Here is a 24,710-nt window from a genome sequence, read left to right as displayed (position 1 = left end):
CTAACATATCTATTGACATGTTAGGATAACTCACATATGATAAGGTCAAGAGATTATATAACTGGAAGGTTGAGAGCGATGAGTGACGAAATTCGCAGAAATATGGCCTTATTTCCTATCGGTATCGTAATGAAGCTCACGGATTTGACGGCAAGACAAATCAGATATTATGAACAGCATGAGTTGATTGTGCCTGCGCGCACTTCGGGAAACCAGCGTATGTTCTCTTTTAATGATGTCGAGCGGCTGCTGGAGATTAAAGGTCTCATTGATAAAGGCGTTAATATCGCCGGCATCAAGCAGGTGATGAATCCGATGTCACGTGAATCCCAGGAGGCGACGGTGATCACGAAGGACACGGAAGAGAAGCGGAAAGAAATGACCGATTCTCAGCTTTACCGCATGCTGAAGCAGCAGTTGGTCACCGGGAGCAAGCCGAATCAGGTTTCCCTGATCCAAGGCGAGCTGTCCCGCTTTTTCAAAAAATAATCTAAATGTTGGGAGAGGTAATTCATGAGTTACACCAAAGAAGATATTTTGCGCATTGCCAAAGAGGAAAATGTACGTTTTATCCGCCTGCAGTTTACCGACTTGCTCGGTACGATCAAAAACGTGGAAATTCCGGTCAGCCAGTTGGAAAAAGCGCTCGACAACAAGATGATGTTTGACGGCTCTTCCATCGAAGGTTACGTTCGTATCGAAGAATCTGACATGTACCTCTACCCGGATCTGGATACCTGGGTGGTTTTCCCTTGGGTGACTGAAGATCGCGTTGCCCGCCTGATTTGCGACGTGTATATGCCGGATGGCACGCCGTTTGCCGGAGATCCGCGGGCCATTTTGAAGCGCGTGCTGAAGGAAGCGGAGGAAATGGGCTACACCTCGATGAACGTTGGTCCGGAACCGGAATTTTTCCTGTTCAAAACCGATGACAAAGGCAATCCGACGACGGAACTCAATGACCAAGGCGGCTACTTCGACCTGGCGCCGACGGACCTTGGCGAGAACTGCCGCCGCGAAATCGTGCTGACGCTGGAAGAGATGGGCTTTGAGATCGAAGCTTCTCACCATGAAGTGGCTCCAGGCCAGCACGAAATCGACTTCAAATATGCGGATGCGGTCAAAGCGGCCGACCAGATTCAGACGTTCAAACTGGTCGTCAAAACGATCGCGCGTCAGCACGGCCTGCATGCCACGTTTATGCCGAAGCCGCTGTTCGGCGTCAACGGCTCGGGGATGCACTGCCACCAATCGCTGTTTAGAGGGGATACGAACGCGTTTTATGAGGAAAGCGATCCGCTTGGCCTGAGCAAGGAAGCCCGTCATTACATGGCCGGCATTCTGAAGCACGCCCGCGCGTTCGCGGCGATCACGAACCCGACGGTCAACTCATACAAACGCCTTGTTCCGGGTTATGAAGCGCCGTGTTATGTGGCCTGGTCTTCCAGCAACCGCAGCCCGATGATCCGGATTCCGGCTTCCCGCGGCCTCAGCACCCGGGTCGAGGTGCGGAACCCTGACCCGGCGGCCAATCCTTACCTGGCGCTTGCCGTGATGCTCAAAGCGGGCCTGGATGGCATCAAGAAGGAGCTTCCGCTGGTGGAACCGGTCGATCGCAATATCTATGTGATGTCCGAGGAAGAGCGCGTCGAAGAAGGCATTCCAAGCCTGCCGGCCGATCTGAAGGAAGCGCTTGGCGAGCTGCTCCGCAGCGAAATCATTTCCGAGGCGCTTGGCGATCACGCCTTGACCCATTTCTACGAGTTGAAGGAAATCGAATGGGATATTTTCCGCACGCAAGTACATCCGTGGGAACGCGATCAGTACATGACGCTGTATTAATTGAGGAATCCCTTGGGGCCGTTGGCCTCAGGGGATTTTTGTTTTTTGCGGGCAATAATGGGCTCAGCCTAGGATATCGACGCTTAACAGCCTGCTGCTGGAACGACTTTGCGCCGGATGAACGGCTAACCTGTCGGGTGGAACGGCTGACCTGTCGAGTAGAATGACCAACCTGTTGGATGGTACGGCTAACCGTCGGGTGGAACGATACACCGTTGACCTTCAAAATAGCGGCACTTTATGTACTTATCATCCGGACCCAGGCATATTTATCCCCATTAGCGGCATTTTTTGTTCTTATTGACCTGTGAACCGTCCGGAATGCAGCATTTTCTCGAGGGCGGGGGAAAATAGCGGCATAAATTGTCTCTCTTTCTCTCAAATTGACGGACTTCGCCGGAATAACGACGTTTTTTGTCCTTATGTTGTTAGAGCCGGACCGGAGATCCTCCTTCGATCCAAGTACCATCACACTGGAAGGCTCAGCGCAACGGGTTAAGATAAAAAATAATCTTATGCAGTTCATACTTTTTCCATCAACCGGCCTGGCGAGTCCGTTTATTGGACTAGAATATTTTGGAAACTGTAATTATGCCGTTTTTTATTCAGCGATTGGATACCTTATAGATATAAGGAGGTTGAATGAAATGGTTACCGCACTCAAAAGATATCAGCGGCGCCGGTATCGTTTGAAACAGTGGTGGGTTTCCGAACGGGCGGGATTCGGGTTTGGATGGGGAATGCGAGGCAGACGGGGAAAATCCGGCTACGGAACGATGCCTTATTTCCCGGATTTGGATTGGGACTAGCGGACGGAGGGGTGCATCATCCCTTTTCCGATGAAAATTTCAAGTGGAAAAAAGGACGCTGCAGACTGTTCTGCTTCGTCCTTTTTTCATTGCCGTAAAATGAATCAGTTCAGATCCCGGAACAAGCCCACCACTTTACCGAGGATGGTCACGTGCTTCAGACGCAGCGGCTCCATGGTCGGATTTTCCGGCTGCAGACGAATATGGTCCTTCTCCTTGTAAAAGGTTTTGACCGTCGCCTCGTCGTCTTCGGTCATCGCAACCACGATATCCCCGTTGTTCGCTGTCTGCTGCTGGCGGACAATCACGTAATCTCCATTATGTATGCCGGCTTCGATCATGCTGTCCCCAACTACGGAGAGCATGAAGATTTCTCCGTCTCTTGTGTAATGATCCGGCAGCGGAAAGTAATCTTCGATGTTCTCCGTGGCGGTAATCGGAACACCGGCCGTGACTTTGCCCACGACGGGAACGCGTGCGACGGTTTGAGCGAAGTTATTGAAACTCTCGGATTCTTCCTGATTCAACAGCTCGATGGCACGCGGCTTGGTCGGATCGCGGCGGATCAGCCCCTTCTTCTCCAACCGGTCCAAATGGCCGTGAACCGTAGAGCTGGAGGCAAGTCCTACAGCTTCCCCAATCTCCCGGACAGAGGGAGGGTATCCCTTGGCGCGAACTTCATTGCGGATAAATTCCAGAATGGCCTGTTGCCGGCTGGATATCTTTGACATATCGGATCAACCCCATTTAGTAACGTTTGGAAAAATTATAACACAGAACTTCCGTTCGCACAAACATTAGTTCTAAAAGTAAACTTTAAAAAGAAATCAAAAAGTAATCTTTTGATCACGAAGCGGATTATGAAGCGGTTTCGACGTCGAATCTTGAATTCAGCCGGGCTCTAGCATATGCTTCCGAAGCATGTTCCTAAGGAAGCATTCAGGTGTTCACGTACCCAAAACGAACGCTAAGCTCCTAACGTCCACGGCTTCAACCAACTTTCTCGGTGCTGAATAACTGACTTTTTAAACTCGCACTAAAGAAAAAAGGGAACAATTGTTCGAAAAAAGTGTTGAATCAAACAAATGTTCGTGTTATAGTAATGGCATTAATAAGAACGCTTGTTTGGAGTGATGAATTTATGCCAAGATACACTACCTATAGAAGCATCTATGACCAACCTTCTTTTACTCGTCCCGCAAAGAGAAGACTACATATTTCGATGTTTCGTCACAGCCTCGCCAAGGTTGCCGTTTTTCTTCTGGTGCTGAGCCTTACTTGTACGGGCGTGGTAACGGCATTTGCCGCCTCCTCCGATTCCGGCCGTCCGGAGCGGGAGCTTGAGCAAGTCGTTGTTCTGCCCGGGGATACATTGTGGGAAATCGCGGTTGAACATAAGCCGCAAGGATCGGACACGCGCGTCTACATCAAGAAGTTGATTCGCGTCAACGGGTTGAACTCTAGCGAGATTAAGGCGGGGGATATTTTGTTCATTCCTTTGGAATGACAATACGTACAACATACGGAAATCGTTATTTTCTTATATATGTTAGCGCGTGTTTATAAGGGGCTGTCGTCAAAGCGGACTTTTTAAACCATTTCTATAAACTAAAGGGGCTTGCCATTGGCGTTCTGGAGTGATTTCCGCCGCCTTGACAAGCTCTTTTTCTCATGTCAAAGTAAGAATTAATGCCCTGCATGATGCTTGTTCCGCCAAAGTGCGGCTAAACCGGAATCATCGGAGCGCATAGTAAATGAATCCAGGAGGAAGATATGGACATCGATGCTTTGGTAAAGCGGATTAACGAACTGGCCCGCAAGCATAAAACGGAAGGTTTAACGCAGGACGAGATGCTGGAAAGAGCCCAGCTTCGCGAAACATACCTGGAGAATGTCCGCAGAAATTTTCGCCGGCAACTCGAATCGATCGAGATTGTAGATAAATAGGGGAGGAACATGCATGGCTTCGTTTGACCGGAAAGTGGAGCGGAATCAGCTCCGGATGCAGAAAAAAGGAAAGGGCCCGAATTTGGGGAGCGGGCAGGGCGGAAGAAACGCGAGAAGCGTCTTGGGACCTAACGGGGAAGGCGACGTCTTCAAAGGGCGCAACTTTATTTTGCCGATCGTGCTGTTCTTGTTGGCTCTGCTCTATGCCAGCGTCGGCATCATCGGGAATTCGGCCGAGGTGAATACGATGATGTATTGGATTACGATCATCCTTTACGCCGTGCTGGCGCTCGCCATATTTCTCCGCAAGCCGTATTTGCGCATCAACAAAAGCTGGCTCTACACCTCGAAATTTAACCGGGACAAATCTCTGGATGCCGGAAATATCAGCAAAATCATCGTAAGCCGGAACAAAATCGTAATTGAGCCGAAAATCCGGGATGCAAAATGGGTATTTTACCGGACGCGCAACCGCTTTGACACCGAGGCGATGGCCGCGCGGCTGGAACTGTATGCCAACACGCATCACGTGAAGCTGGTCAAGGAATAAGGAAGGCGTTGTTCATTTGCCCCCATAGGGAGATCATGGAGCGAGGTTGAAACGATGACGATTAAAGCTGTTTGTTTTGATTTGGACGATACGCTGCTGTGGGATGACCGCAGCGTAAAGGAAGCTTTTGCCGCGGCCTGCGAGTTCGCGGCGCAGCGGGTTCCGGGAATCGAGCCGGAAGAGCTGGAGGAAGCGGTGCGGCGGGAAGCACGCGGACTGTACGAGTCTTACGAAACGTATCCGTTTACGAAGATGATCGGGATTAATCCGTTTGAAGGCCTATGGGCTACGTTTTCGGCCGGAGAGCAGCCGGAGTTCCGCCAGCTGGAGCAGCTTGCCCCGGTATACCGCAAGGAGTCCTGGCGGCGCGGGTTGCTGGCCGTCGGCGTCGATAACGACCAGCTCGGCGAGGAACTGGCGGAGCGGTTCGCCAAAGAGCGCCGCGCCCGTCCGCATGTTTACGAAGAAACGTTTCAAGTGCTCAAGGAACTTCACGGAACCGTTAAGCTGCTGCTGCTGACCAACGGCTGCCCGGCCCTGCAGCAAGAGAAGCTCGACGGCGTGCCGGAGCTGGCGCCGTTTTTTGACGAGATCATCATTTCCGGCAAGTTCGGCAAGGGCAAACCCGATCCGTCCATTTTCCGCCATGCGCTGGAACGGTTAGGGATCGATGCCGGCGAAGGGATTATGGTTGGCGACAAGCTGACGACCGATATCAAAGGCTCGCTCAGCGTCGGCATGACGGCCATATGGATCAATCGCGACGGAAAACAGCCTAGCGACGAAATCAAGCCCGATTACGAAATTTCGCACTTGTCCGAGCTGCACGAAATTATCGCGCGATTGGCGTAAGCTTGCGTACGAACGTCCAATCTCAAAACGAATGTACGGAATAAGCGAAAAGGAGGGAAATCCATTGAAGGGAAAAGCCGGGCGGATCGCCGTTATGGTATTGTTGATCACGGTGCTTGGCGGCTGCGGACGAAGCGAAACGGCGGCGGTGGATAATGGACCGCTGGAGCCGATCCGGGTAGATCTTGAAGTAACGCCGGATACCGTTGAAAGCGGCGGGACCGTGACGTTTACCGCCAAGGTGGGGCATCGGGGGGAAAACGTCGATGACGCGCAGGAGGTTACGTTCGAATTTTGGAACACCGATGACGAAAACGCCGAGCACAGCAAAGTGACGGTAAAAAGCGCCGGAGACGGCGCCTATGTCCTCGAGCGCAAGTTTGCGGAGCCGGGAACCTATAAAGTGATTTCCCATGTGACCGCACGGGATCAACATTCGATGCCGTCCAAGCAGTTTACGGTACAGTAACGCCGATCGATCATTACATAAAAGCCCCGCGCGCAACAACGATCAAGCTGCCTGCATCCGCTGAGATGAGGGCAGCTTGTTTTTTGCAACATTTTTTGCAACATTTCATACGCCTGTCCTCTCTTTTCTTCAACGCTTTATTCTGTTAAACTAAGTCTTAACGTTTTACGGGAGGGACATGATCATGAGCAAACCGAGCCTGGAAGACCGAATAAAAGAACGAATATTGATACTTGATGGCGCCATGGGCACCATGATCCAGCAGGAGAACCTTGTTCCGAGCGATTTCGGCGGGGAAGAGCTGGATGGCTGCAACGAGATGCTCGTTCTCACCCGTCCGGATGTGATTCAAGGCATTCACGAGCAATATTTGGCGGCCGGAGCCGACCTGATAGAAACGAATACGTTTGGGGCAACCTCCGTTGTTCTGGCCGAATACGATATATCCCATAGAGCAAGGGAATTGAATTTGGCGGCGGCAAAGCTAGCCGTAGAGGCCGCGAAGAAATACAGTACGCCGGACCATCCGAGATATGTCGTTGGCGTACTTGGTCCGACGACCAAAACGCTGTCCGTCACCGGCGGGGTCACCTTCGACGAATTAACCGAAAGCTACGAGGAGCAGGCCATCGCCCTGATCGATGGCGGCGTGGATGCGCTGATGCTGGAAACGTCCCAGGATACGCTGAACGTGAAAGCCGGAAGTATCGGGATAACGCGGGCGCTGCAAAAATCGGGGAAACAGCTGCCGCTGATGATTTCCGGAACGATCGAGCCGATGGGTACGACTTTGGCCGGGCAAAATATCGAAGCGTTTTATATTTCGCTCGAGCATTTGAAGCCGATTTCGGTTGGATTGAACTGCGCCACCGGCCCGGAATTTATGCGCGATCATATCCGCACGCTTTCCGGCATTGCGAAAGCCGCGGTAAGCTGCCACCCGAACGCTGGACTGCCGGATGAAAACGGCAAATACCACGAATCCCCGGAATCGCTGGCCCAGAAAATGGCCGCGTTCGCCGAGGAGGGGTGGCTGAACGTCGCGGGCGGCTGCTGCGGCACAACCCCGGCACATATCGCCGCCCTGGCGCAGAAGCTGAGCGGATACCGGCCGCGCACGCTGGCCGGAGACCACCCTCCGGCGTTGTCTGGAATCGAGCCGGTTTATGTCGAAGCGGCAAATCGGCCTTATTTGGTCGGAGAGCGAACGAATGTTCTGGGGTCGCGAAAATTCAAACGCCTCATCGTGGAAGGCAAATACGAAGAGGCTTCGGAAATCGCCCGGGCCCAGGTGAAGAACGGCGCCCAGGTGATCGACGTGTGCGTTCAGGATCCGGACCGCGACGAAGCGGAGGACATCAAGAAGTTTCTTGAACTGGTCGTCAAGAAGGTGAAAGTGCCTTTGATGATCGATACGACCGATCCGAAGGTCATCGACCTGGCGCTGAAATACTGCCAGGGGAAATCGATTATTAACTCCATTAACCTTGAGGATGGGGAAGAGAAATTCGAACGCGTCGTCCCGCTGATTCATAAATACGGGGCGGCTGTGGTCGTAGGGACGATCGACGAACGCGGACAGGCGATCACCCGCGAAGACAAATTGGAAGTGGCCAAACGTTCCCACGATTTGCTCGTGAACAAGTACGGATTAAACGCCGAGGATTTAATTTTTGACCCGCTCGTGTTTCCGGTGGGAACGGGGGACGAGCAGTACATCGGCTCTGCCAAGGAAACGATTGAAGGCATCCGGCTGATCAAGGAGGCGCTGCCTAGCTGCCAAACGGTGCTTGGGGTCAGCAACGTGTCTTTCGGTCTGCCGGAAGCGGGCCGCGAGGTGCTGAACTCCGTATTTTTGTACGAATGCACTAAGGCCGGCCTCGATTATGCGATCGTCAACACGGAAAAGCTGGAGCGGTACGCGAAGATTCCGGAGGAAGAGCGGCGGCTGGCGGAAGAACTTATTTATCATACCAATGACGAGACGCTGGCCGCGTTCGTGGCGGCTTTCCGCAACAAAAAAGTGGAGAAAAAGGAACGGACGGTACAGCTGACGCTGGAAGAACGGCTCGCTTCCTACGTGGTGGAGGGCACGAAAGAAGGACTGATTCCCGATCTGGACGAAGCGCTGAAACGATACAGCGCGCTGGAGATCATCAACGGTCCGCTGATGGCCGGGATGGAGGAAGTCGGGCGGCTGTTCAACAACAACGAGCTGATCGTCGCGGAGGTGCTGCAGAGCGCGGAGGTCATGAAGGCTTCGGTTGCTTATCTCGAACCGTTTATGGAGAAAAACGAATCGAGCGTTAAGGGGAAAATCCTGCTGGCTACCGTAAAAGGCGACGTCCATGATATCGGCAAAAACCTGGTGGAGATCATTCTGTCCAACAACGGTTACCAAATCGTGAATTTGGGCATAAAAGTACCACCAGAGCGCATCATTGAAGCATATCGGGAAGAGAAAGCCGACGCGATCGGCTTGTCCGGCCTGCTCGTCAAATCGGCGCAGCAGATGGTGCTTACCGCGCAGGATTTGCGCAACGCGGGCATCGACGTGCCGATTCTGGTTGGCGGGGCGGCCCTAACGCGCAAGTTTACAAAAACGCGCATCCGGCCGGAGTATAACGGCATGGTCGTCTACGCCAAAGATGCGATGGACGGTCTGGACCTGGCCAACAAGCTGATGGATCCGGCGAGCCGGGAGCAATTGCGCTTGGAGATGGAAGCGGAGAAAGAGGCCGACGCGGCGGCGGTGGCCGTTGCCGAGCCGTTGCCTGAGCTGACCCGCGTCCAGCGTTCGCAAATCCGCACCGACGCGCCGGTGTTTATCCCGCCGGATTTGGAGCGGCATGTGCTGCGCGATTATCCGATCGGCCATATTACTCCTTATGTGAATTGGCAAATGCTTTTGGGTCATCATTTAGGTTTGCGCGGCTCCGTCGAGCAACTGCTCGCGGCGGGGAACGAAAAAGCGGTGGAGTTAAAACAAACCGTGGACCAAATTTTGCTGGAGGCGGTAACGGACGGTATTATCCGCACGCAGGCGATGTACCGCTTCTTCCCTGCGCAATCGTCGGGTAACGATATATTGATCTATGATCCGGCCGATCACGGCAAAGTGATCAAACGGTTCAGCTTCCCGCGCCAGCGGGTGGAGCCTTATCTGTGCCTTGCCGACTACCTGAGATCGGTGGACAGCGGAGAGATGGACTACGTCGGTTTTCTCGTCGTTACGGCCGGGCAGGGCGTCCGCCAATTGTCCGAGACATGGAAAGAACGGGGCGACTATCTCCGCTCCCATGTGCTGCAGGCGGTTGCGCTGGAGCTGGCGGAAGCGCTGGCTGAGCGCGTGCACCACATCATGCGGGACATTTGGGGGTTCCCGGATCCGGCGGATATGACCATGAAGCAGCGCCACGGGGCCCGTTACCAAGGGATTCGCGTTTCGTTCGGCTACCCGGCTTGTCCGGATCTTGAGGATCAGCAGCTGCTGTTTGATCTGCTGCATCCGGAGGACATCGGGATCGCGTTGACGGAAGGCTTCATGATGGAGCCGGAGGCCTCCGTGTCGGCGATGGTGTTCGCTCATCCAGAGGCCAAGTATTTTAATGTGGACAAAGCATAAAATGCGCGTTCACAACCTCTTAAATAAAGAAGCTTCTGGCAAACCCTCCGATTAACGGAGGGTTTTGGCAGTCTATTTTGCCAGTTTTTCATTGATGACTTGATTACAACCGGAAGGACGATGTGCATGGAACTTTATTTTTTGGGGACCAATGCCGGGGTGCCGTCGCTGGAACGCAATGTAACCTCGTTGGCGCTGCGCCTGCTTGAGGAACGCCGTTCCTTGTGGCTGTTCGATTGCGGTGAAGGGACGCAGCACCAGATTCTCCGTTCGCCCCTGAAACTGAGCAAGCTGGAATATATCTTCATCACGCACCTGCACGGCGACCATCTTTTTGGCCTTCCCGGACTGATTTCCAGCCGCGCCTACCAGGGCGGGGATTCGCCGCTGACCATATTCGGACCCAAGGGTTTGAAAAAATTTGTGGAAACCACGCTTGGGCTAAGCGAATCGCGAATCGATTACAAGCTTGAAATCGTAGAACATGATGGAGGGCTGCTATTTGAGGATGATACCTTTCGAGTGGAAGCCGCTTTGCTGGAGCACCGGATTGCCAGCTACGGATACCGCGTTGTCGAGAAGGACCTCCCCGGCAAACTGGACGCCGCGGTGCTGGAACGCTTTGGCATTCGCCCCGGACCGCTGTACGGCAAGCTGAAGAAAGGAGAAAGCGTGGTAACGCCAAGCGGAGAAACGCTGTATGCCGTTGATGTGCTCGGAAAGCCGAAAGCGGGACGGGTCGTTACGATTCTCGGCGACACCCGCCCTTGCAGCGCGGCCCAAAAACTGGCCCAAAACGCCGACGTGCTAGTGCATGAATCCACCTTTTTGCACGAATTGGCCGACACCGCGCACGCATATCACCACAGCACGGCTAGACAGGCGGCGAAAACCGCGCGCGATGCCGGAGCGCAGCATTTATTTCTTACCCATTTCAGCTCGCGGTACAAATCCGAGGAACAGCTCGGCCGGCTTGAGGATGAGGCCAAAGCGGTTTTTGCCGGATCGGAGCTGGCCAGGGAGCATGTGCTGTATCCGGTTCGGCGCCGATGCGATCGGGAGAGCTGAAAAATATTTTCCGGGAAAGCGCAGGAAATGACAGCCGCCTTCAAAGTTTGGCATTGCGCCAAGGCCCGGTTTTCTTTAGCTTCGAGGAGCTTCGACGCCGACAAGCGCGTCAAGACGTTTTTTTGACAAATTCCCAAAAAAGCTAAGGCGGAAATTTGCCTGATCCTGGGTGAAATAGGTACAATGAAATGGATAGGTCCAAATGGGAAGGATGAATATATTGCCTGAGAGATGGAAGGCGTTTCTGATTGATTTGGATGGCACGTTATACCACGGGACGCGGATGATTCCTGGTGCGGATCGCCTCGTTTCGGCGTTGCTGGACAAAAAGATCCCTTTTTTATTCGTCACGAACAATTCGTCCCGGACTCCGGAGCAGGTTGCCGGGCATTTGCGGGCGATGGGGATTCCCGCCAAAGCGGAAGACGTCTGCACCTCGGCGGTGGCGGCAGCGGAATATATCGCTGGCGAGCTGCCGGCCGGCGTCAAGGTGGCGGCGATCGGAGAAGCGGGACTGCTGACCGCGCTTCAGAATGCGGGGCTGCCGCTGGACGAGGAACAGCCGGATGTGGTCGTCCAGGGAATCGACCGCAATTTTACATACGAAACGTTAACCAAAGCGGCCCGCTGGATCGGCGGGGGCGCCAGGTACGTGCTGACGAATCCCGATCTGCTGCTGCCCTCGACGGGAGGTTTGATGCCGGGAGCGGGGACGCTGTCCGCCGCAATTCAAGCGGCTACGGGGGTCAAACCCGTCGTTATCGGCAAGCCGGCCGAGCCGCTGATGAATTTTGCCATCAAGCGCTTAGGCTTGAGGAATGATGAAGTGGCCGTCATCGGAGACAACATGCTGACCGATATTGCCGCTGGAGTAAACGCGGGCTGCGGGACGATTTTGACGTTGACGGGAGTGACGACCGAAGAAAGGTTGCCGGACGCGATCAAAACCTCCGGCTTCCGGCCGGATGCGGTATGCCGTAACTTGGATGAGGTTGCCGGCCTGATCGGCTGACGTCCGGCGAAGACGAAGCAACGAATGAACCAATGAACGAACTTATGAATCCATGAAACGTTCCAAATCATGAACCTCATGAACGAAGGGAAGATGACCCATGCCGGAACTGCCGGAAATGGAAAATTATCGAATTCAGTTGTCACAGCACATTTTGGATGTTCCGATGACGGAAATCACGATTCACCGGGAGAAGTCGATTAATATGGAGGCTGCCGCGTTTGCGGGGGAGCTCACCGGCAGACAAATCATTTTTATCGAGCGGCGGGGCAAGCATTTGCTGTTTCACTTGGACAACGGCAAACGCCTGCTGCTGCATTTGATGTTAGGCGGACTGCTTTACTTGGGCTCGCAAGAGGACCGGCCGGACCGGAACACGCAAATCGAAATTGCGTTTGCCGACGGCCAGGCGCTTTATTTCATCGGCCTGCGCCTTGGGCATCTGCATCTGCACAGCGCCAAGGAAGCAGAGGAGCTCATGGCGCATTTGGGCCCGGAGCTGCTTGACCGCAGAATGAACGAAGCGCGGTTCATCTCGATTTTGCGCAAACGCCGCGGCAGCTTGAAAACGACGCTCGTCAACCAGGACGTCGTCGCCGGCATCGGCAACCGCTATGCGGATGAAATTGCATTTGCCGCCGGACTGCTGCCGATGGCCAAGCTGCAAAACATGAGCGACGAAGATTTGTCGCATCTCTATAAAGCGACGAGAGAAGTGCTCCTGGAAGCGATCGAAGCGGGCGGATACATCGAACTGCCGCTGTTCAAGAACGATACGCTTACCGGCGGAGCAAACGGGATTTGCCGCGTGTACGACCGGGAGGGAGAGCCCTGTCCGCGCTGCGGCGATTCCATCGTGAAAGCGGAAATGAACGGACGAAAAGTGTTTTACAGTCCGGGCTGCCAACATGACCGCTGAGCTGAAAATCGGGGGACATTTAAGCATTCGCGGGGGATATTTCGGGGCCGCCAAAGCGGCGCTTGGGCTTGGAGGCGGAGCCTTTCAGTATTTTCCCAAAAACCCCCGCAGCCTTACGGTAAAAAACTTCGACCCGCGGGATGCGGCGAACTGCCGAAGCTTTTGCCGGGAGCATGGCCTTGTTTCCGTGGCGCATACGCCGTATCCGAGCAATTTGGCGGTAAGTTCGGATGACACCGCCGCGTACCGGAGAGTCGTGGATTCGCTGCGCAACGACTTGGCCATTGCGGAGGCCTGCGGTTCTTTGGGAATTGTTGTTCATTTTGGCACATTTAAGTCAGGAAACCCCTTACAAGGATACCAAAATATTATACAATGTATTAATGATGTGCTCGACGGCTGGGAGGGGGCGGCGAAGCTGCTCATTGAAAATCAGGCCGGCGATCACGGGGATATGGGCATGACGATCGATGAGCTGGTACAAATTCGCCGTTTGTGCCGGGATTCGGAGCGGATCGGCTTTTGCCTCGACACCTGCCATGCTTTTGCTGCGGGGATGTGGCGGGGAGAAGGCGATGAGGACTTTGCGGAGAAAGCCGAGCGGCTTGGGTTTTGGGACGGCCTGGGCGCCGTTCATTTCAATGATTCGAAATACCCGGTATTATCGCGAAAGGACCGTCATGCCCGCGTCGGCCAGGGTTATATCGGCGAATCCGGTTTTCGCTGGTTGCTGAAGATCGACGCCATCCGGAACGCACCGCTTATTTTTGAGAGTGAAACCGGAGAAGATGGGACCTATAGAGACGATTTGGAGCGAGTGAGGCGGTGGGTGGAACCCTAGAGAGGTTGTTCAAAAAGTCATCTTTTGATCACGAAGCAGGTCGTGAAGCGGATTCGACATCGAATCTTGAATTCAGCCGGGCCTTCCGTTGCTCACGTAGATCTATCTACGCTGCGCTACTCAGTCCCTAGCTTCATCCAACCTTCTCGGTGCTATAAACCTGACTTTTTGAACTCCACTTTGAGTGAAATACCGCGGAAAGGAAGAACTAAGTTGATTCATGTATATATGGACGATTTTCGCCGATGTCCACAAGGGTTTACGCTAGCGCGCACCGTCGACGAATGTCTGGAATTGCTGCGATTAACGGAGGTAGACATTTTATCGCTGGATTACGATATGGGACCGGGGGAGAAGAACGGTACGGACATGGCCGCGGCCATGGTGCGGGAAGGCCTGTTTCCGCGGGAAATTTATTTGCACACGTCCAGCAATTCCGGAAGAAAGAGCATGTACGAAATTTTATACCCGAACAAACCGGAGCATGTGCTGCTGCATAACGGACCGATTTCGTTCGAACGGCTCGATGAGATCGCCCGGGATTGCAAGGTGCCGCCCCAATCCAAATGGATTTGCACGGCCAATCACGGCTTCGCGCCGTATGCTCAGGAGGAGCTGCGGCGGGCGTTCGGCAGCGTGAAAAGCACGATGCTGATTCCCGGCGAAGTGTTTGCCGCCACCCTGCAGAAGGCGGTGGAGGAAGTGACGGAACAGCTCGCCGCCGCACCTCCGGTATTTCTTCGCCACGCTTTTTTGGTCGACTGGGAATGGTGTCCCGGCGAGCAAGCGGATGCCGATCGGCACGGCTGGCTGCCGGCCCTGCGCAAGTTTCTGCTGGGCGATTTCCGGCTGCCCGGCGCCCGCGTTGCCGTACAAACGCGCAAGTCGGAGGACGGCTTATGGAGCGGAACGGCCGCGGAAATGAAAGATGCGCTGCAAAATGAACTGCAGGAATTGGCCGGTACGGAATTCGTCGTCCGGGACGCGGACTGGGTGATCTCTGTGTTTGCCAGTCGCGACCGGGTTTATGCTGGCGTGGCTCGCCCGGAGGACAATCTGTCCGACTGGAACGGCGGGGCCATCCGTTTCCGGAAAGAGGAAGGGCAAATTTCGCGGGCCAAATTCAAGCTGCTGGAAGCGGAAGCGACGTTCGGCATCCCGTTTGCCTCGTTTCGCGATGCGCTTGATATCGGAGCGGCCCCGGGGGGATGGACCTCCTTTCTGCTGGAACGCGGGCTGAACGTAACGGCGGTCGATACGGCCAAATTGCATCCTTCCTTGCTGTCATCGCCGAAACTGACCTTTGTGCAGCGCAACGCCGACAGCGTAAAATTCAAGGAGCACCAGTTCGACCTGCTGGTGTGCGATATGAGCTGGAGCCCGAAGCTTGCCGCCAAGCTGGTAACGAGCCTGCTGTATGCGCTCGTCCCCGGAGGAACGGCGATCGTTACGGTGAAGCTGATGCACAAAAAACCGATGGCATTGATTCAAGAGGTCATCGGCATGTTCCAGGATGCGAGGCTGCAAGTGCAGCGGGCGAAGCAGCTGTTTCACAACCGCGACGAGATTACTTTGTATATGATTAAATATTAATTCCATAAATTAATTTCGTGCAAAAAAAATGCTTTACAATTGGTGCAAACCTGTCCTATACTAATTCCAAAATTATACAATGACCGCGAAGGGAAAGTATCCTGTTTCGCTGCCTTTGGCCTTACGGCTGAAGCAGTGGGATGGGGGCTTTCCCTTTTTTGCGTCTGAAAAGGAGGGGTTGAGCTTGTCTTTTGTGCCGCAGTTGGCCCCCGGAGATTTGCTGGCCGGGCGCTATTCGATTGAGCGGGTTGCCGGACAAGGCGGGATGAGCCGGGTGTACCTCGCTTCGGATTTGAAGCTGCCGGGGAAGGTTTGGGCCGTGAAGGAAAGCCAGGCGGCAGCGGGGCACAGTGTGCTGGTGGCTCAGGAAGCCGAGCTGCTCATTTCGCTGAACCACCCGCGGCTGCCGCGCATCGTCGATTTCATCCAGGAAGGCGGTACAGGTTATTCGTACATCGTGATGGATTACATCGAGGGGGAGCATTTGGACCGTTATGTGAAGACGCGAGAAGGACGTATGCCAACGGAAACGTTGATCCGGTTCGGCCTGCAAATCGCCGAGGGGCTGCATTATTTGCATACGCATCGTCCGCCCGTCATCCATCGCGACGTGAAACCGTCCAATTTACTGGTGGACGGCAAAGGCCAGGTTCGCTTCATCGATTTCGGTATCGCCCGCACGTATTCGCCGGATAAAGCCGAAGACACGGTTCAGCTCGGCACGGTAGGTTTTGCGGCCCCGGAGCAATACGGCGGAAGCCAGAGCGACGGACGCGCAGACTTGTATTCGCTTGGCGCGGTGCTGCTGTATTTGGGAACAGGCTGCAAATGCAGCGCATGGACGCAGGAGGCGGAAGAGTGTTTGCGCGGCCGGGGGCACGGCGCGCTGCTTCCGGTTCTGGAGCGGCTGCTTCAGCAGCGGCCGGAAGCGCGTTATGATTCGGCGGAAGCGGCCGGCGAAGCGCTGCGGGGAGTGCTCCGGCCGCAAGCGGCGGACCAAGCGGCCGCCTCCCTATCCGCTTGGGAGGGGCCTGTTTCCGGCGTCCAGCCTGCCGCCGGGGGGAGAACGGCGGTCATCGCCGTCATCGGCGCGTCGCCGGGAGCGGGAACGACCCACACGGCGATCGCGCTGGCCCATGTGCTGTCCCGCAGCGCCAAAAGGATCGCGATCGCCGAAATGGAGGCAAAATCGCCGGCTTTTCAGCGGCTTGCCCGGGTCGCGCTCGGCGAGTCCGCCTCCTCCGCGGAGCGGCAGTTTCGCATCGGCGGGGTTCAATACATCAGAGCGCCTTCGCGCACCGAATGGCTCGAGCTGCTGACCGGCGGATATGAGTATCTCGTATGCGATTTGGGGAGCGGCCGGCAAAAGGAACAGCTGGAGGAGTTCAGACGCGCCGATTTGTCCCTCGTCGTCGGCTCGGCCGCAGAATGGCGGGCGGAGGAGCTGGAGCGGTTCGCCGAAGCTGCGGGGTTGGCCGGGAAATGGCCGTCTACCTGGAAATTCTGCGTCCCTTTGGCCTCCGCATCCGCGGCAAAACGGCTTGCCAAAAGGCTGCGGACGCGCAGCGTGTACGCCATTCCGCCGGAGCCGGATCCGTTTGACCCCGGCGAAGCCGTAACCGCGGCGCTCCGGGCGCTCTGCGACGGCCTGCTGCCGCGGCCGAAGCGAGGCGGCAGGGGCTTTCTTGCAAAGCAGAAATTGTAGGTAGGGAGATGAACAGATGTCAAGATTGAGACGGAAAACGAAGCAATTGATCTGCGCCGGGCTCGCGGGAGCCGCCGCGATGGGTTTGATTTTCGCGGGATATGCCGTACATCAGGGGAAGCAAAATCAATCGGCGAGGCTGGCGTTAAAGCAGAAATACGAAACGGAAATCGAAAGATTGCGGAAAGAAGCGAACCGCGCAACGGTCAGGGGATGGGTGCCGGTCAGCGAGATTCGGGCGGGGCATCCGATCAAAGCGGACGATATGAAGGAGGTCGAGCTGCCGGCCGACAGCATCCCGGCCGACGCCCTGAAGTCAAGGGAGGACATCGCCGGCAAGATCGCCAAGATCACCCTGCGCCCGTTTACGTTATTAACGGAGACGCTGCTGTACAAGGAAGCGCCGACGACGGACGATTTGCGCTGGCGGGAAATGAGCTTTGTTTTGCTTCCGGCCGCCTTGAAGGAGGGCGATGTCGTGGATATCCGCATTCAGTTTCCGACCGGCCAGGACTATATTTTGCTGTCCAAGAAAAAGATCGAAGCGCTGGCCACCGGAACGGTGACGGTAACGCTGGGCGAAGCGGAGATTTTATCCCTTTCCAGCGCCATCGTCGACGCTTACCTGCATAAAGCGTCCATTTACGCGCTGACCTACGTCGAACCTTATTTGCAGGGCAAGTCGACGCCGACTTATCCGGCGAACGGCGCGGTAATGCAGCTGATCAAAAAGGATCCGAACATCGTCCGGGAGGCGGAGAACGCCTTAAACGCCGCCGCTCGGGAAAGGCTGGAGAGCGACCTATACTCGATGTCCCCGCGTCAGGCTGCCGAATTCGCCAGCAGCCGGGTGGACGCACAGGAGGCGCTGCAGAATGAAACGCCGGCTGAAGCGGACAGCTTTCAAATGAAATAGAGGTCAGGGGGAAGGAGAAATGAAGCGCTGGGTATTTATTGGCAAAAGCGATAAACGGGATCTGCTGCTTTATTTAAGCAGCGCTTTAACGGCCGCGGGACGGAGCGTGCTGCTGGCCGATGCCACGGAAGGCGGCAAATACCGCTACTCGATCGGAGAAGTTCAGCAACTCCTGCCGGTGACGGAGTTTTGCGGGTTTGACGTGGCGGCGGGACCGCTGGACATGCGGCTGCTCCATAATGCTGCGGATGGACACGATGGAAAGGGCGTCAAGGACTACGATTACGAGCTGGTTGATTTGGAAGCTTTACACGCCGCTTCGCCGGATATTTTCGCTTCCGCCGATGAGTTGGTTTTGGTCACTTCCTTTGATCGTTATGAGGTCGAATCGACCGCCCGGTGGCTGCGCGGTCTCGTGAATATGCGGCCGGAGCTGCGGGGGATGCGCGTGCGCCCGGTTTTTACCCGAACGGTGGACAGCTATCTCAGCACCGACTATATTCTCGGCTTTATGGACGATATCGGAATCCAGTGGCATGAGGAGGAAATCATCATTCCATGGAATGAGCTCAATCAGGCCGTACAGCTTGAAAATGAACATGGGCGCCGGCTTGCCATGAGCCGCTTGTCCCGATCTTACAAACGGGCGCTGCGCCGGCTCCTCAGCGGGCTGGCCGGCTTTGAAGCCGGAGCGGCGAAAAGAGCGCTGCGCCGCGCGGAAAGGAGACGCGCATGAGCATGGTTATGTTTTGGGATCCCGGGCATGGGTATGCGGCAAACGTAGCCGCGGCCTGCGCCGTCACTGTAGGCCTCCATTATCCGCTGCGCGTGCTGCTGTTAAATGACGGGCGTCATGGCAGCGGCGTAGAGGAGGGATTGCGGGCGGGAAGCCGCCATGCCCCGGAATCCGGACCGGGAGACACCGGCGCTATGGACACGCGGCTTAGCGAATACGGGGCGGATGCTTTGCTTCGCCTGTCGGCCAGCGGGCTGCTGACGAAGGCGAATTACTCCGATTACACGCTGCCCGTCATTCGCGGCCGCCTTGATTTGGCGACCGGGGTTCGGGCCGGCGATTTGCGCGGTACGTCCGGGTTTGGCGAAGGGGAGGGGCTCTTGGAATTGGCAATGGCCGCCGAACAGAGCTACGACCTGGTGCTGCGGCACGCCCCGCGAATCCGGGAGCTGCCGGAAGCATCGGCCGGCAGCGAAGGGGAGATTGTGGTGGCGGTACTGCAGCAGCGGCGGTCGCAGTTGGACGATTTTTTTGCCGCGCTCGCGAATCAACCGTTGGCGGGCCGGCGCAAACTGTGCGTGGTCCTGGCCCCTTACGATCCGGGCTGCGCCTTGAATCTGGCCAATCTGAAACGCCGTTATCGCAGCGACCTGCCGGTCCACGGCATCCCTTACGACACCGAGTTTGCGGACGCGTGGAACGATCGGGACGTCCTGTCGTTTTTTCGCCGGTACAGACTGCTTCCGAAGCGGGGCGGCTCGCGGGAAGCCATGCTGTCATGCTGCCGGGATTTGAGCCGGAATCTGCTGGAGCTTGCGGGGCAAGCGGCGGGGCAGGCGGCACGCGAGAGGGGGGCTTAGGTTTGAACGACAAAATCGTTAACCTGCTGCTTATCGTCCTGATTTCGCTGCTGGCGCTGCTCTTCCTATGGGTGAGGGCGCGTGCCGCCGCAGGCGGACCGGGAATAAGCAAGGCGGGCGACGACCGCTATTCGTTTCCCGCGCTGATCGAATACGTGAAGCGCAGCTTGCACGAGCTTAGCCGTTCGCACGCCAATGATTGGGGAATGGGCGAAGAGACCTGGAACCGCCGGGTCAAAGCGCGGGCCGAGCTGCGCAAGGCGCTGCGGGGATGTACATATGGCGATGCGCAGGACAAACGGTACGTGAAATCCTTTATCAAGGATTTACTGGCCCACGGCTACGGGGTCGGGGAAGACAATATCGACCGGATTATTCCGTTTGGGGACAGGGACCGGCTGACGGTTCAGGACCGCTTCGACATCGTTTTGTATCTATATAAGCTGAACTTCGGAACCGATGGGTTATCCCGGTTGATCGAAGAGTACGGCCTGGATGCGCCCAAAGCTCCCAAAGCGGAAGAAGGGACGTTTGTTTATGAGATCAACGCCGAGGATATGGACCGTATTTTTTACCGTGAATACCGCTTGTTGACGTTCCGGGAAAAGCTCGATCTCGTCGTGCAGCGCATTTATCAGGCGTACAAAGGCTTTTCCGTCGTAGACGAACTGCTGGGGCAGCGGATTGACGGCGTGAGCGGCGGCGTCAGCGGCATCCCTGCGCATATGGCGGCGATCCCGGCAGAGGGCGGACAGGAGGCGGAGAAGGATGCGCTGCGCCGAACCGACGAGGATGGGGAAGAAGTTTCCCGTTCCTGGGACAGCGTATGGATTTTTTACAAAGGCAAAAGCGTGCGTCTTTCCTTCCTGTCGTTCGGCAGCGAAGCCGAGCTGAAGCGGGTGTGCCAGAACATTTACAAATTTAATTTGCCCGGCCAGCTGTCCGAAGCGAACGGCTATAAAGTCAACGAGATGAAGGACGGTTCGCGGGTCGTGGTGGTCAGACCGCCGTTTGCGGAGTCGTGGGCGTTTTTTGTTCGCAAATTCGATGTGAAAAACGCCGTGCTGGAGCAGCTTATCCAAGGAGAAAATGCGCCGCTGCCTATAGAGCTGCTGAAATTCCTTATGAAAGGAAGCCGCATTACCGCGATTACCGGTTCGCAGGGCTCGGGCAAAACGACGCTGCTGATGGCGCTCGTCAAGCATATTTACGCCTCCTATACGCTGCGCGTCCAGGAGATGTCTTTTGAGCTGAATTTGCGCAGGATCTATACGGGCAGAAACATTTTGAGCTTCCGGGAGACGGATTATGTCAGCGGCCAGGCGGGGCTTGATCTGCAGAAAAAAACCGACGGCACCGTGAACATTTTGGGCGAGGTGGCCACGGACGAGGTCGCCGCGTGGATGGTGCAGATGGCGCAGGTGGCCAGCCTGTTCACCCTGTTTACGCATCACGCCAAAACGTTCCGCGATCTGATGGAATCGCTGCGGAATTCTTTGCTGAAAACCGGAGTGTTCCGCGATGAACGCGTGGCGGAATTGCAGGTCGCCTCGGCGATCGATTTCGATGTGCACCTGCGCAGGGATATGAGCGGGAAGCGTTATATCGAGCGGATCACGGAGTGCTGCCGTCCGGACGAAAAGGAAGCCGGCGAGCCGGGCGCGAACGATGAAACGGGAGGTGGCTTGGTTTACGGGGCCATGCCGTACCGGCGCGGTTATTCCGAGCGGGTGATCGTTGAATACCGGGACGGTTGTTACGTCGCCGTGCAGCCGATCTCAAAGCGCTGCCGGGAAGCGATGATCCGCGAGATGACGCCGGAGGACGCGGCTTCGTTCGGACGGTTTGCCAAGGCGTATTGGGGGGAGAAAATTGGAGCTTAAATCGGCGCTTATCGCGGTGATGGGAATATCGCTGATCGGTTTCAGCCTGTTGTATGCGGCCGGCCGCTTAATCGGCTCGCGCGAGGAGGCGCTGGGGTTTGAGGAGGGCGCAGCCGAAAGGGCTGGCCGGGGAGCGAGGGACAGCTTGAACCGGACCTTTTCCGCCTTTGCGATGAGATCTTATGCGCTTTGGATGAAGCTTGCGCCGCTTAGGCATTATGCTTTGAAAATCCGCAAACGGCTGGCTCCGGTCCACCGGTTAGACGAGTTTGAACTCCGGCGCGAAACGATGAAATTCGCTTATTTCTCCGCAGGCGCGTATGTGGCCGTCGTTGGAGTTCTGGCAGCATTAAATCCGAACTGGATTTTCGTGTTGTCGCTGCTGATCGCCGGGACGGTTATTCAAGGCGTGCTGCTCGACGGGTACGTAAACAGGCAGGAGACCAGGCTGCTCGAACAGATGCTCGATTTCTTTGCCGCTGTCCGCCATGCTTACCACCGGCACGGCATGGTCGCCGACGCGATCGAGGAGGCGGGGGAAACCACCGGACGGGAGATCGGAATTCACGCGCATATGATCGGCGAGGCGCTGACGGACGCAAACCCGGACGAAGCGCTGGAGAAATACTACGAAACGGCGCCAAGCCGCTTCCTGAAAGCTTTTGCCGGCATCTCCAGGCTGGTGCTCGAATACGGGGATCGCAAACGTGCGCAGGGCTCTTTGTATTTGCGGGGGATAACCAGCCTTACCGGGGAAATTCAACTGGAGCTGATCCGTAAAAACCGGCTGGATTATTTGTTGAAAGGGCTGCATGTGATTGCCCTGACGCCGGTTTTCTTTACGAAACCTGTGGAGGTATGGGCGAGAAGCCATTTCCCGCTGATGGACCAGTTCTATTTAAGCAAAGCGGGGATGGTGATCAAAATCGGCCTGTTTCTGATCATCCTGCTTTCTTACCTGCTGCTGCAAAAGTTGAAAAGCGAGGAAGAGACGGCATACCGCGCCGGGCAGGCTAAAGTTCCCTGGGAAGCTCGTTTGTTAAAGGTGCGCGGACTTGGAACGCTGGGCCGCCGGTTTGTGCCGCGCCCTGCCACGGAGGCTTACCACAAGCTTGCCCGGCTGCTGAAGGATACGAACCATACGCTGCCTGTGGAGCTGTTTCAGATAAGGCGCGTCGCTTTATTTGTCAGCGGTTTGTTGGTTACGCTGGTTGCCGTTTTTACGCTTCATCATTTGTCCCGGCAATACATTTTGCTGGAGCCTCCGGCCGGAGCGGTGTTTTTTGGCTCGCTTACGAAGGAAGAGACGGCCGAGGCCCGCGTTCAAGCCGAACTGGACGCCCGGGTGATGAAACAGCTTGGCATGGCCGGCGATGCGAAGGTTGATGAAGTTGCCGAATCGGCTGCGTCGCTGATGGGCAGCGGGCGTACGGCCCCAACCCGCGAAGACATTTCCGCTGCCGCTCAGCGGATTCAGGGCAAGCTTCAGCGCTGGAACGATGAGTACCTGAAATGGTGGGAGCTGCTGCTTGCGCTTCTGGCCGGGGGGGCCGGATATTATTTTCCCCTCTGGTCGCTGATGTTTCAGCGCAGCATGCGCCTGATGGACATGAGGCACGAGGTTTATCAATTCCAGACGATGATCGCCATATTGCGGGAGCTGGAGCGAATTTCGGTGGAGGAAATTTTGGAATGGCTGGCTTCCTATGCCGTCATTTTCAGGACACCGCTGCAAAAATGCTTGCTGGATTACGGCCACGGGGCCGAAGCCGCTTTGGAGGAGCTGAAACGGGAGGTGGTGCTGGACGAATTCCGGCGGCTTGCGGACAAGCTGCTGCTGGCTTCGGAAAAAATCACGATAGCCGATGCGTTTGACGATTTGGACAGCGAGATGTCCTATCATTTTGAACAGCGGCGGCTCGATTACGAGAAGTCGATTGATGTAAAGGCCGGATTCGGCCGGATGATCGGGTTTGCGCCCATGTATTCGCTTGTGTTTGCGTACCTGGTATTTCCGCTCATTTGGATGAGCTTTCAGCAAATGGGCTTGTATTTTGAACAAATCCAAAAATTATGATGAACCAAGGAGGACTGTACCTATGAATAACGCTTCATCCGCTCTAAAGGTGGCTGCCGGTATTTTCTTGACGATCGCTTTGATTACGATTGTGGTCATTTTGTTCGTTTCCGCCCAGGAGGCGACAAAAACCGCGCAGAACAATTTTTCCGACATTCAGACGGAGTTGTCCCAGGCTTCTTTTACGGTGTACGACGATACGACGATCAGCGGTTCGCAGGTGACAAACGCGCTGCGGAAATTCCAGGATCGCGACCAGTTCGGCATTCAGGTAAAAACCGGGAAGAACAGCGTTGGGGAATGGTACGGATACATTTTGAACATCGGTGCGTCTTCATCGAGGGATTACGGTACGGTTACAGGCAAAAGCAGTGCGGACATCAGCGATTCATGGAATGAAAAGCTGGATGAATACGTAAACCCCAGCGGGAAATTTAAGGCTCAGGTCGTCAAGGATAACTCCAATGTCGTACGCGGCCTTATATTTACGCAAACGACGGTAAATCGTTGAGTCGGGCCGGACGGACAGATGATGAGTCAGCTGAAAAGCATACTTTGGCTGCTTCTTTCCGTATCGTTTAGCCTGGCCGCGGCCTTTATCACGTTAAGTTTTGCGGAGCGGCAGGATTTGGCGCTGGAGCAGCTGGCGGCGCAAACCCATGTTCAGGAGCGGAATGTGTTTTCTTTAGCGGACGGTGCGCTTGCGGGGACGTTGGCTGTTCCGTCCGATGTTGCCGTTGCCGTGCCGGACCGGGCGGAAGCATACTCCGGACTCAGCTTGCTCTTCGGCCTGCAGCTATGGGTTGAGCTCGGCGTACCGGTCGAGGTGGAGGGCCGGCGGTTTGCGGTTTTGACCGGTGATGAACCGGCCGAGGTTATGGAACAAAGGCGCAGGGAGGCGCTGGCTTTGATTGACCTGCAGGGGCAATACGAAACCCGGCGTGAATACGATGCCGGCAGCCGGTTGTTGAAGCTGGTTTTCACGAAAAAATGAGGGGACGTTCAA

At 55.7% G+C, this 24,710-nt stretch carries 23 protein-coding genes and 1 pseudogene; 23 read left to right on the top strand and 1 reads right to left on the bottom strand.

Translation table 11 applies throughout. The features are described from left to right. Positions 1 to 78 precede the first annotated feature (78 nt). The 3 genes from DYE26_RS06845 (at position 79) to DYE26_RS33335 (ending at position 2,651) form a co-directional block, all read left to right on the top strand. Complete coding sequence (locus tag DYE26_RS06845; RefSeq protein WP_036623134.1) at positions 79 to 489, top strand: MerR family transcriptional regulator; 411 nt, start codon at positions 79 to 81, stop codon at positions 487 to 489. A gap of 24 nt (positions 490 to 513) precedes the next feature. Further along, positions 514 to 1,842 (top strand): type I glutamate--ammonia ligase, encoded by a 1,329-nt coding sequence (glnA, locus tag DYE26_RS06840; protein ID WP_036623132.1) that lies wholly within the window; start codon positions 514 to 516, stop codon positions 1,840 to 1,842. 647 nt (positions 1,843 to 2,489) lie between these two features. Next, the gene (locus tag DYE26_RS33335; protein WP_164815291.1) at positions 2,490 to 2,651 is read left to right on the top strand and encodes a hypothetical protein; all 162 of its coding nucleotides are present in this window, start codon (positions 2,490 to 2,492) and stop codon (positions 2,649 to 2,651) included. Positions 2,652 to 2,755: 104 nt separating this feature from the next. Here the strand turns inward: DYE26_RS33335 and lexA are convergent, their stop codons facing one another. Then, entirely contained in the window at positions 2,756 to 3,382 is a 627-nt protein-coding gene (lexA, locus tag DYE26_RS06835) for a transcriptional repressor LexA (RefSeq protein ID WP_036623131.1), read from the bottom strand. Positions 3,383 to 3,873: 491 nt separating this feature from the next. Here lexA and DYE26_RS06830 point away from each other — a divergent pair, with 491 nt between their 5' ends. From DYE26_RS06830 to DYE26_RS06740, 20 genes and pseudogenes are all read left to right on the top strand, one after another. Next, positions 3,874 to 4,158, top strand: coding sequence for a LysM peptidoglycan-binding domain-containing protein (locus tag DYE26_RS06830; protein WP_227872762.1), 285 nt, complete (start codon positions 3,874 to 3,876; stop codon positions 4,156 to 4,158). A gap of 266 nt (positions 4,159 to 4,424) precedes the next feature. Beyond that, positions 4,425 to 4,598 carry a DUF896 domain-containing protein gene (locus tag DYE26_RS06825; protein WP_082207779.1) on the top strand — a complete coding sequence of 58 codons (174 nt, stop codon included), beginning with the start codon at positions 4,425 to 4,427 and terminating at the stop codon, positions 4,596 to 4,598. Between the two features lie 13 nt (positions 4,599 to 4,611). After that, complete coding sequence (locus DYE26_RS06820; protein WP_036623127.1) at positions 4,612 to 5,148, top strand: hypothetical protein; 537 nt, start codon at positions 4,612 to 4,614, stop codon at positions 5,146 to 5,148. Positions 5,149 to 5,202: 54 nt separating this feature from the next. Further along, positions 5,203 to 6,000: an HAD family hydrolase gene (locus DYE26_RS06815; RefSeq protein WP_115311188.1), complete on the top strand. Its 798-nt coding sequence runs from the start codon at positions 5,203 to 5,205 to the stop codon at positions 5,998 to 6,000. A 64-nt stretch (positions 6,001 to 6,064) separates the two neighbouring features. Next, the gene (locus DYE26_RS06810) at positions 6,065 to 6,469 is read left to right on the top strand and encodes a FixH family protein (RefSeq protein WP_227872761.1); all 405 of its coding nucleotides are present in this window, start codon (positions 6,065 to 6,067) and stop codon (positions 6,467 to 6,469) included. A gap of 184 nt (positions 6,470 to 6,653) precedes the next feature. Beyond that, on the top strand, positions 6,654 to 10,094 hold the full coding sequence (gene metH / locus DYE26_RS06805) for a methionine synthase (protein ID WP_036623125.1): 3,441 nt from the start codon (positions 6,654 to 6,656) through the stop codon (positions 10,092 to 10,094). A 126-nt stretch (positions 10,095 to 10,220) separates the two neighbouring features. Next, entirely contained in the window at positions 10,221 to 11,162 is a 942-nt protein-coding gene (rnz, locus tag DYE26_RS06800; protein WP_036623123.1) for a ribonuclease Z, read from the top strand. Between the two features lie 220 nt (positions 11,163 to 11,382). Then, complete coding sequence (locus tag DYE26_RS06795; RefSeq protein ID WP_230877084.1) at positions 11,383 to 12,174, top strand: TIGR01457 family HAD-type hydrolase; 792 nt, start codon at positions 11,383 to 11,385, stop codon at positions 12,172 to 12,174. Positions 12,175 to 12,274: 100 nt separating this feature from the next. After that, on the top strand, positions 12,275 to 13,093 hold the full coding sequence (locus DYE26_RS06790) for an Fpg/Nei family DNA glycosylase (protein ID WP_036623122.1): 819 nt from the start codon (positions 12,275 to 12,277) through the stop codon (positions 13,091 to 13,093). Continuing rightward, the gene (locus tag DYE26_RS06785) at positions 13,083 to 13,934 is read left to right on the top strand and encodes a deoxyribonuclease IV (RefSeq protein ID WP_036623121.1); all 852 of its coding nucleotides are present in this window, start codon (positions 13,083 to 13,085) and stop codon (positions 13,932 to 13,934) included. The genes DYE26_RS06790 and DYE26_RS06785 overlap by 11 nt, the downstream gene beginning before the upstream one ends. A gap of 228 nt (positions 13,935 to 14,162) precedes the next feature. Next, positions 14,163 to 14,390 (top strand): annotated as a pseudogene (locus tag DYE26_RS34785) (cyclic-phosphate processing receiver domain-containing protein); the annotation flags it as partial. A 75-nt stretch (positions 14,391 to 14,465) separates the two neighbouring features. After that, positions 14,466 to 15,527 (top strand): SAM-dependent methyltransferase, encoded by a 1,062-nt coding sequence (locus tag DYE26_RS06780; RefSeq protein WP_036628179.1) that lies wholly within the window; start codon positions 14,466 to 14,468, stop codon positions 15,525 to 15,527. A 193-nt stretch (positions 15,528 to 15,720) separates the two neighbouring features. Then, positions 15,721 to 17,232, top strand: coding sequence for a serine/threonine-protein kinase (locus DYE26_RS06775; RefSeq protein WP_240534235.1), 1,512 nt, complete (start codon positions 15,721 to 15,723; stop codon positions 17,230 to 17,232). Positions 17,233 to 17,248: 16 nt separating this feature from the next. Beyond that, on the top strand, positions 17,249 to 18,148 hold the full coding sequence (locus tag DYE26_RS06770; protein ID WP_036623118.1) for an SAF domain-containing protein: 900 nt from the start codon (positions 17,249 to 17,251) through the stop codon (positions 18,146 to 18,148). 19 nt (positions 18,149 to 18,167) lie between these two features. Further along, positions 18,168 to 18,884, top strand: a complete 717-nt coding sequence (locus DYE26_RS06765; protein WP_036623117.1) for a MinD/ParA family ATP-binding protein — start codon at positions 18,168 to 18,170, stop codon at positions 18,882 to 18,884. 2 nt (positions 18,885 to 18,886) lie between these two features. Then, positions 18,887 to 19,744 carry a hypothetical protein gene (locus DYE26_RS06760; RefSeq protein ID WP_036623116.1) on the top strand — a complete coding sequence of 286 codons (858 nt, stop codon included), beginning with the start codon at positions 18,887 to 18,889 and terminating at the stop codon, positions 19,742 to 19,744. A 2-nt stretch (positions 19,745 to 19,746) separates the two neighbouring features. Continuing rightward, the gene (locus DYE26_RS06755; protein ID WP_036623115.1) at positions 19,747 to 21,627 is read left to right on the top strand and encodes an ATPase, T2SS/T4P/T4SS family; all 1,881 of its coding nucleotides are present in this window, start codon (positions 19,747 to 19,749) and stop codon (positions 21,625 to 21,627) included. Further along, the gene (locus DYE26_RS06750) at positions 21,617 to 23,704 is read left to right on the top strand and encodes a hypothetical protein (RefSeq protein WP_036623114.1); all 2,088 of its coding nucleotides are present in this window, start codon (positions 21,617 to 21,619) and stop codon (positions 23,702 to 23,704) included. The genes DYE26_RS06755 and DYE26_RS06750 overlap by 11 nt, the downstream gene beginning before the upstream one ends. Before the next feature lie 22 nt (positions 23,705 to 23,726). Further along, on the top strand, positions 23,727 to 24,215 hold the full coding sequence (locus DYE26_RS06745; RefSeq protein WP_036623113.1) for a hypothetical protein: 489 nt from the start codon (positions 23,727 to 23,729) through the stop codon (positions 24,213 to 24,215). A 21-nt stretch (positions 24,216 to 24,236) separates the two neighbouring features. Next, positions 24,237 to 24,698: a hypothetical protein gene (locus DYE26_RS06740; protein ID WP_036623112.1), complete on the top strand. Its 462-nt coding sequence runs from the start codon at positions 24,237 to 24,239 to the stop codon at positions 24,696 to 24,698. Positions 24,699 to 24,710: the final 12 nt, after the last annotated feature.

Origin of the sequence: Paenibacillus macerans (genome assembly GCF_900454495.1) — a bacterium.
GTDB classification, from domain to species: Bacteria; Bacillota; Bacilli; order Paenibacillales; family Paenibacillaceae; genus Fontibacillus; species Fontibacillus macerans.
This window is presented reverse-complemented; position numbering and strand designations above follow the sequence as displayed.

Coding starts and splice junctions, on each gene's coding strand:
- DYE26_RS06845 (WP_036623134.1), top strand. CDS start 79: ATGAGTGACGAAATTCGCAGAAATATGGCCTTATTTCCTATCGGTATC.
- glnA (WP_036623132.1), top strand. CDS start 514: ATGAGTTACACCAAAGAAGATATTTTGCGCATTGCCAAAGAGGAAAAT.
- DYE26_RS33335 (WP_164815291.1), top strand. CDS start 2,490: ATGGTTACCGCACTCAAAAGATATCAGCGGCGCCGGTATCGTTTGAAA.
- lexA (WP_036623131.1), bottom strand. CDS start 3,382: ATGTCAAAGATATCCAGCCGGCAACAGGCCATTCTGGAATTTATCCGC.
- DYE26_RS06830 (WP_227872762.1), top strand. CDS start 3,874: ATGTTTCGTCACAGCCTCGCCAAGGTTGCCGTTTTTCTTCTGGTGCTG.
- DYE26_RS06825 (WP_082207779.1), top strand. CDS start 4,425: ATGGACATCGATGCTTTGGTAAAGCGGATTAACGAACTGGCCCGCAAG.
- DYE26_RS06820 (WP_036623127.1), top strand. CDS start 4,612: ATGGCTTCGTTTGACCGGAAAGTGGAGCGGAATCAGCTCCGGATGCAG.
- DYE26_RS06815 (WP_115311188.1), top strand. CDS start 5,203: ATGACGATTAAAGCTGTTTGTTTTGATTTGGACGATACGCTGCTGTGG.
- metH (WP_036623125.1), top strand. CDS start 6,654: ATGAGCAAACCGAGCCTGGAAGACCGAATAAAAGAACGAATATTGATA.
- rnz (WP_036623123.1), top strand. CDS start 10,221: ATGGAACTTTATTTTTTGGGGACCAATGCCGGGGTGCCGTCGCTGGAA.
- DYE26_RS06790 (WP_036623122.1), top strand. CDS start 12,275: ATGCCGGAACTGCCGGAAATGGAAAATTATCGAATTCAGTTGTCACAG.
- DYE26_RS06785 (WP_036623121.1), top strand. CDS start 13,083: ATGACCGCTGAGCTGAAAATCGGGGGACATTTAAGCATTCGCGGGGGA.
- DYE26_RS06770 (WP_036623118.1), top strand. CDS start 17,249: ATGTCAAGATTGAGACGGAAAACGAAGCAATTGATCTGCGCCGGGCTC.
- DYE26_RS06765 (WP_036623117.1), top strand. CDS start 18,168: ATGAAGCGCTGGGTATTTATTGGCAAAAGCGATAAACGGGATCTGCTG.
- DYE26_RS06760 (WP_036623116.1), top strand. CDS start 18,887: ATGGTTATGTTTTGGGATCCCGGGCATGGGTATGCGGCAAACGTAGCC.
- DYE26_RS06745 (WP_036623113.1), top strand. CDS start 23,727: ATGAATAACGCTTCATCCGCTCTAAAGGTGGCTGCCGGTATTTTCTTG.
- DYE26_RS06740 (WP_036623112.1), top strand. CDS start 24,237: ATGAGTCAGCTGAAAAGCATACTTTGGCTGCTTCTTTCCGTATCGTTT.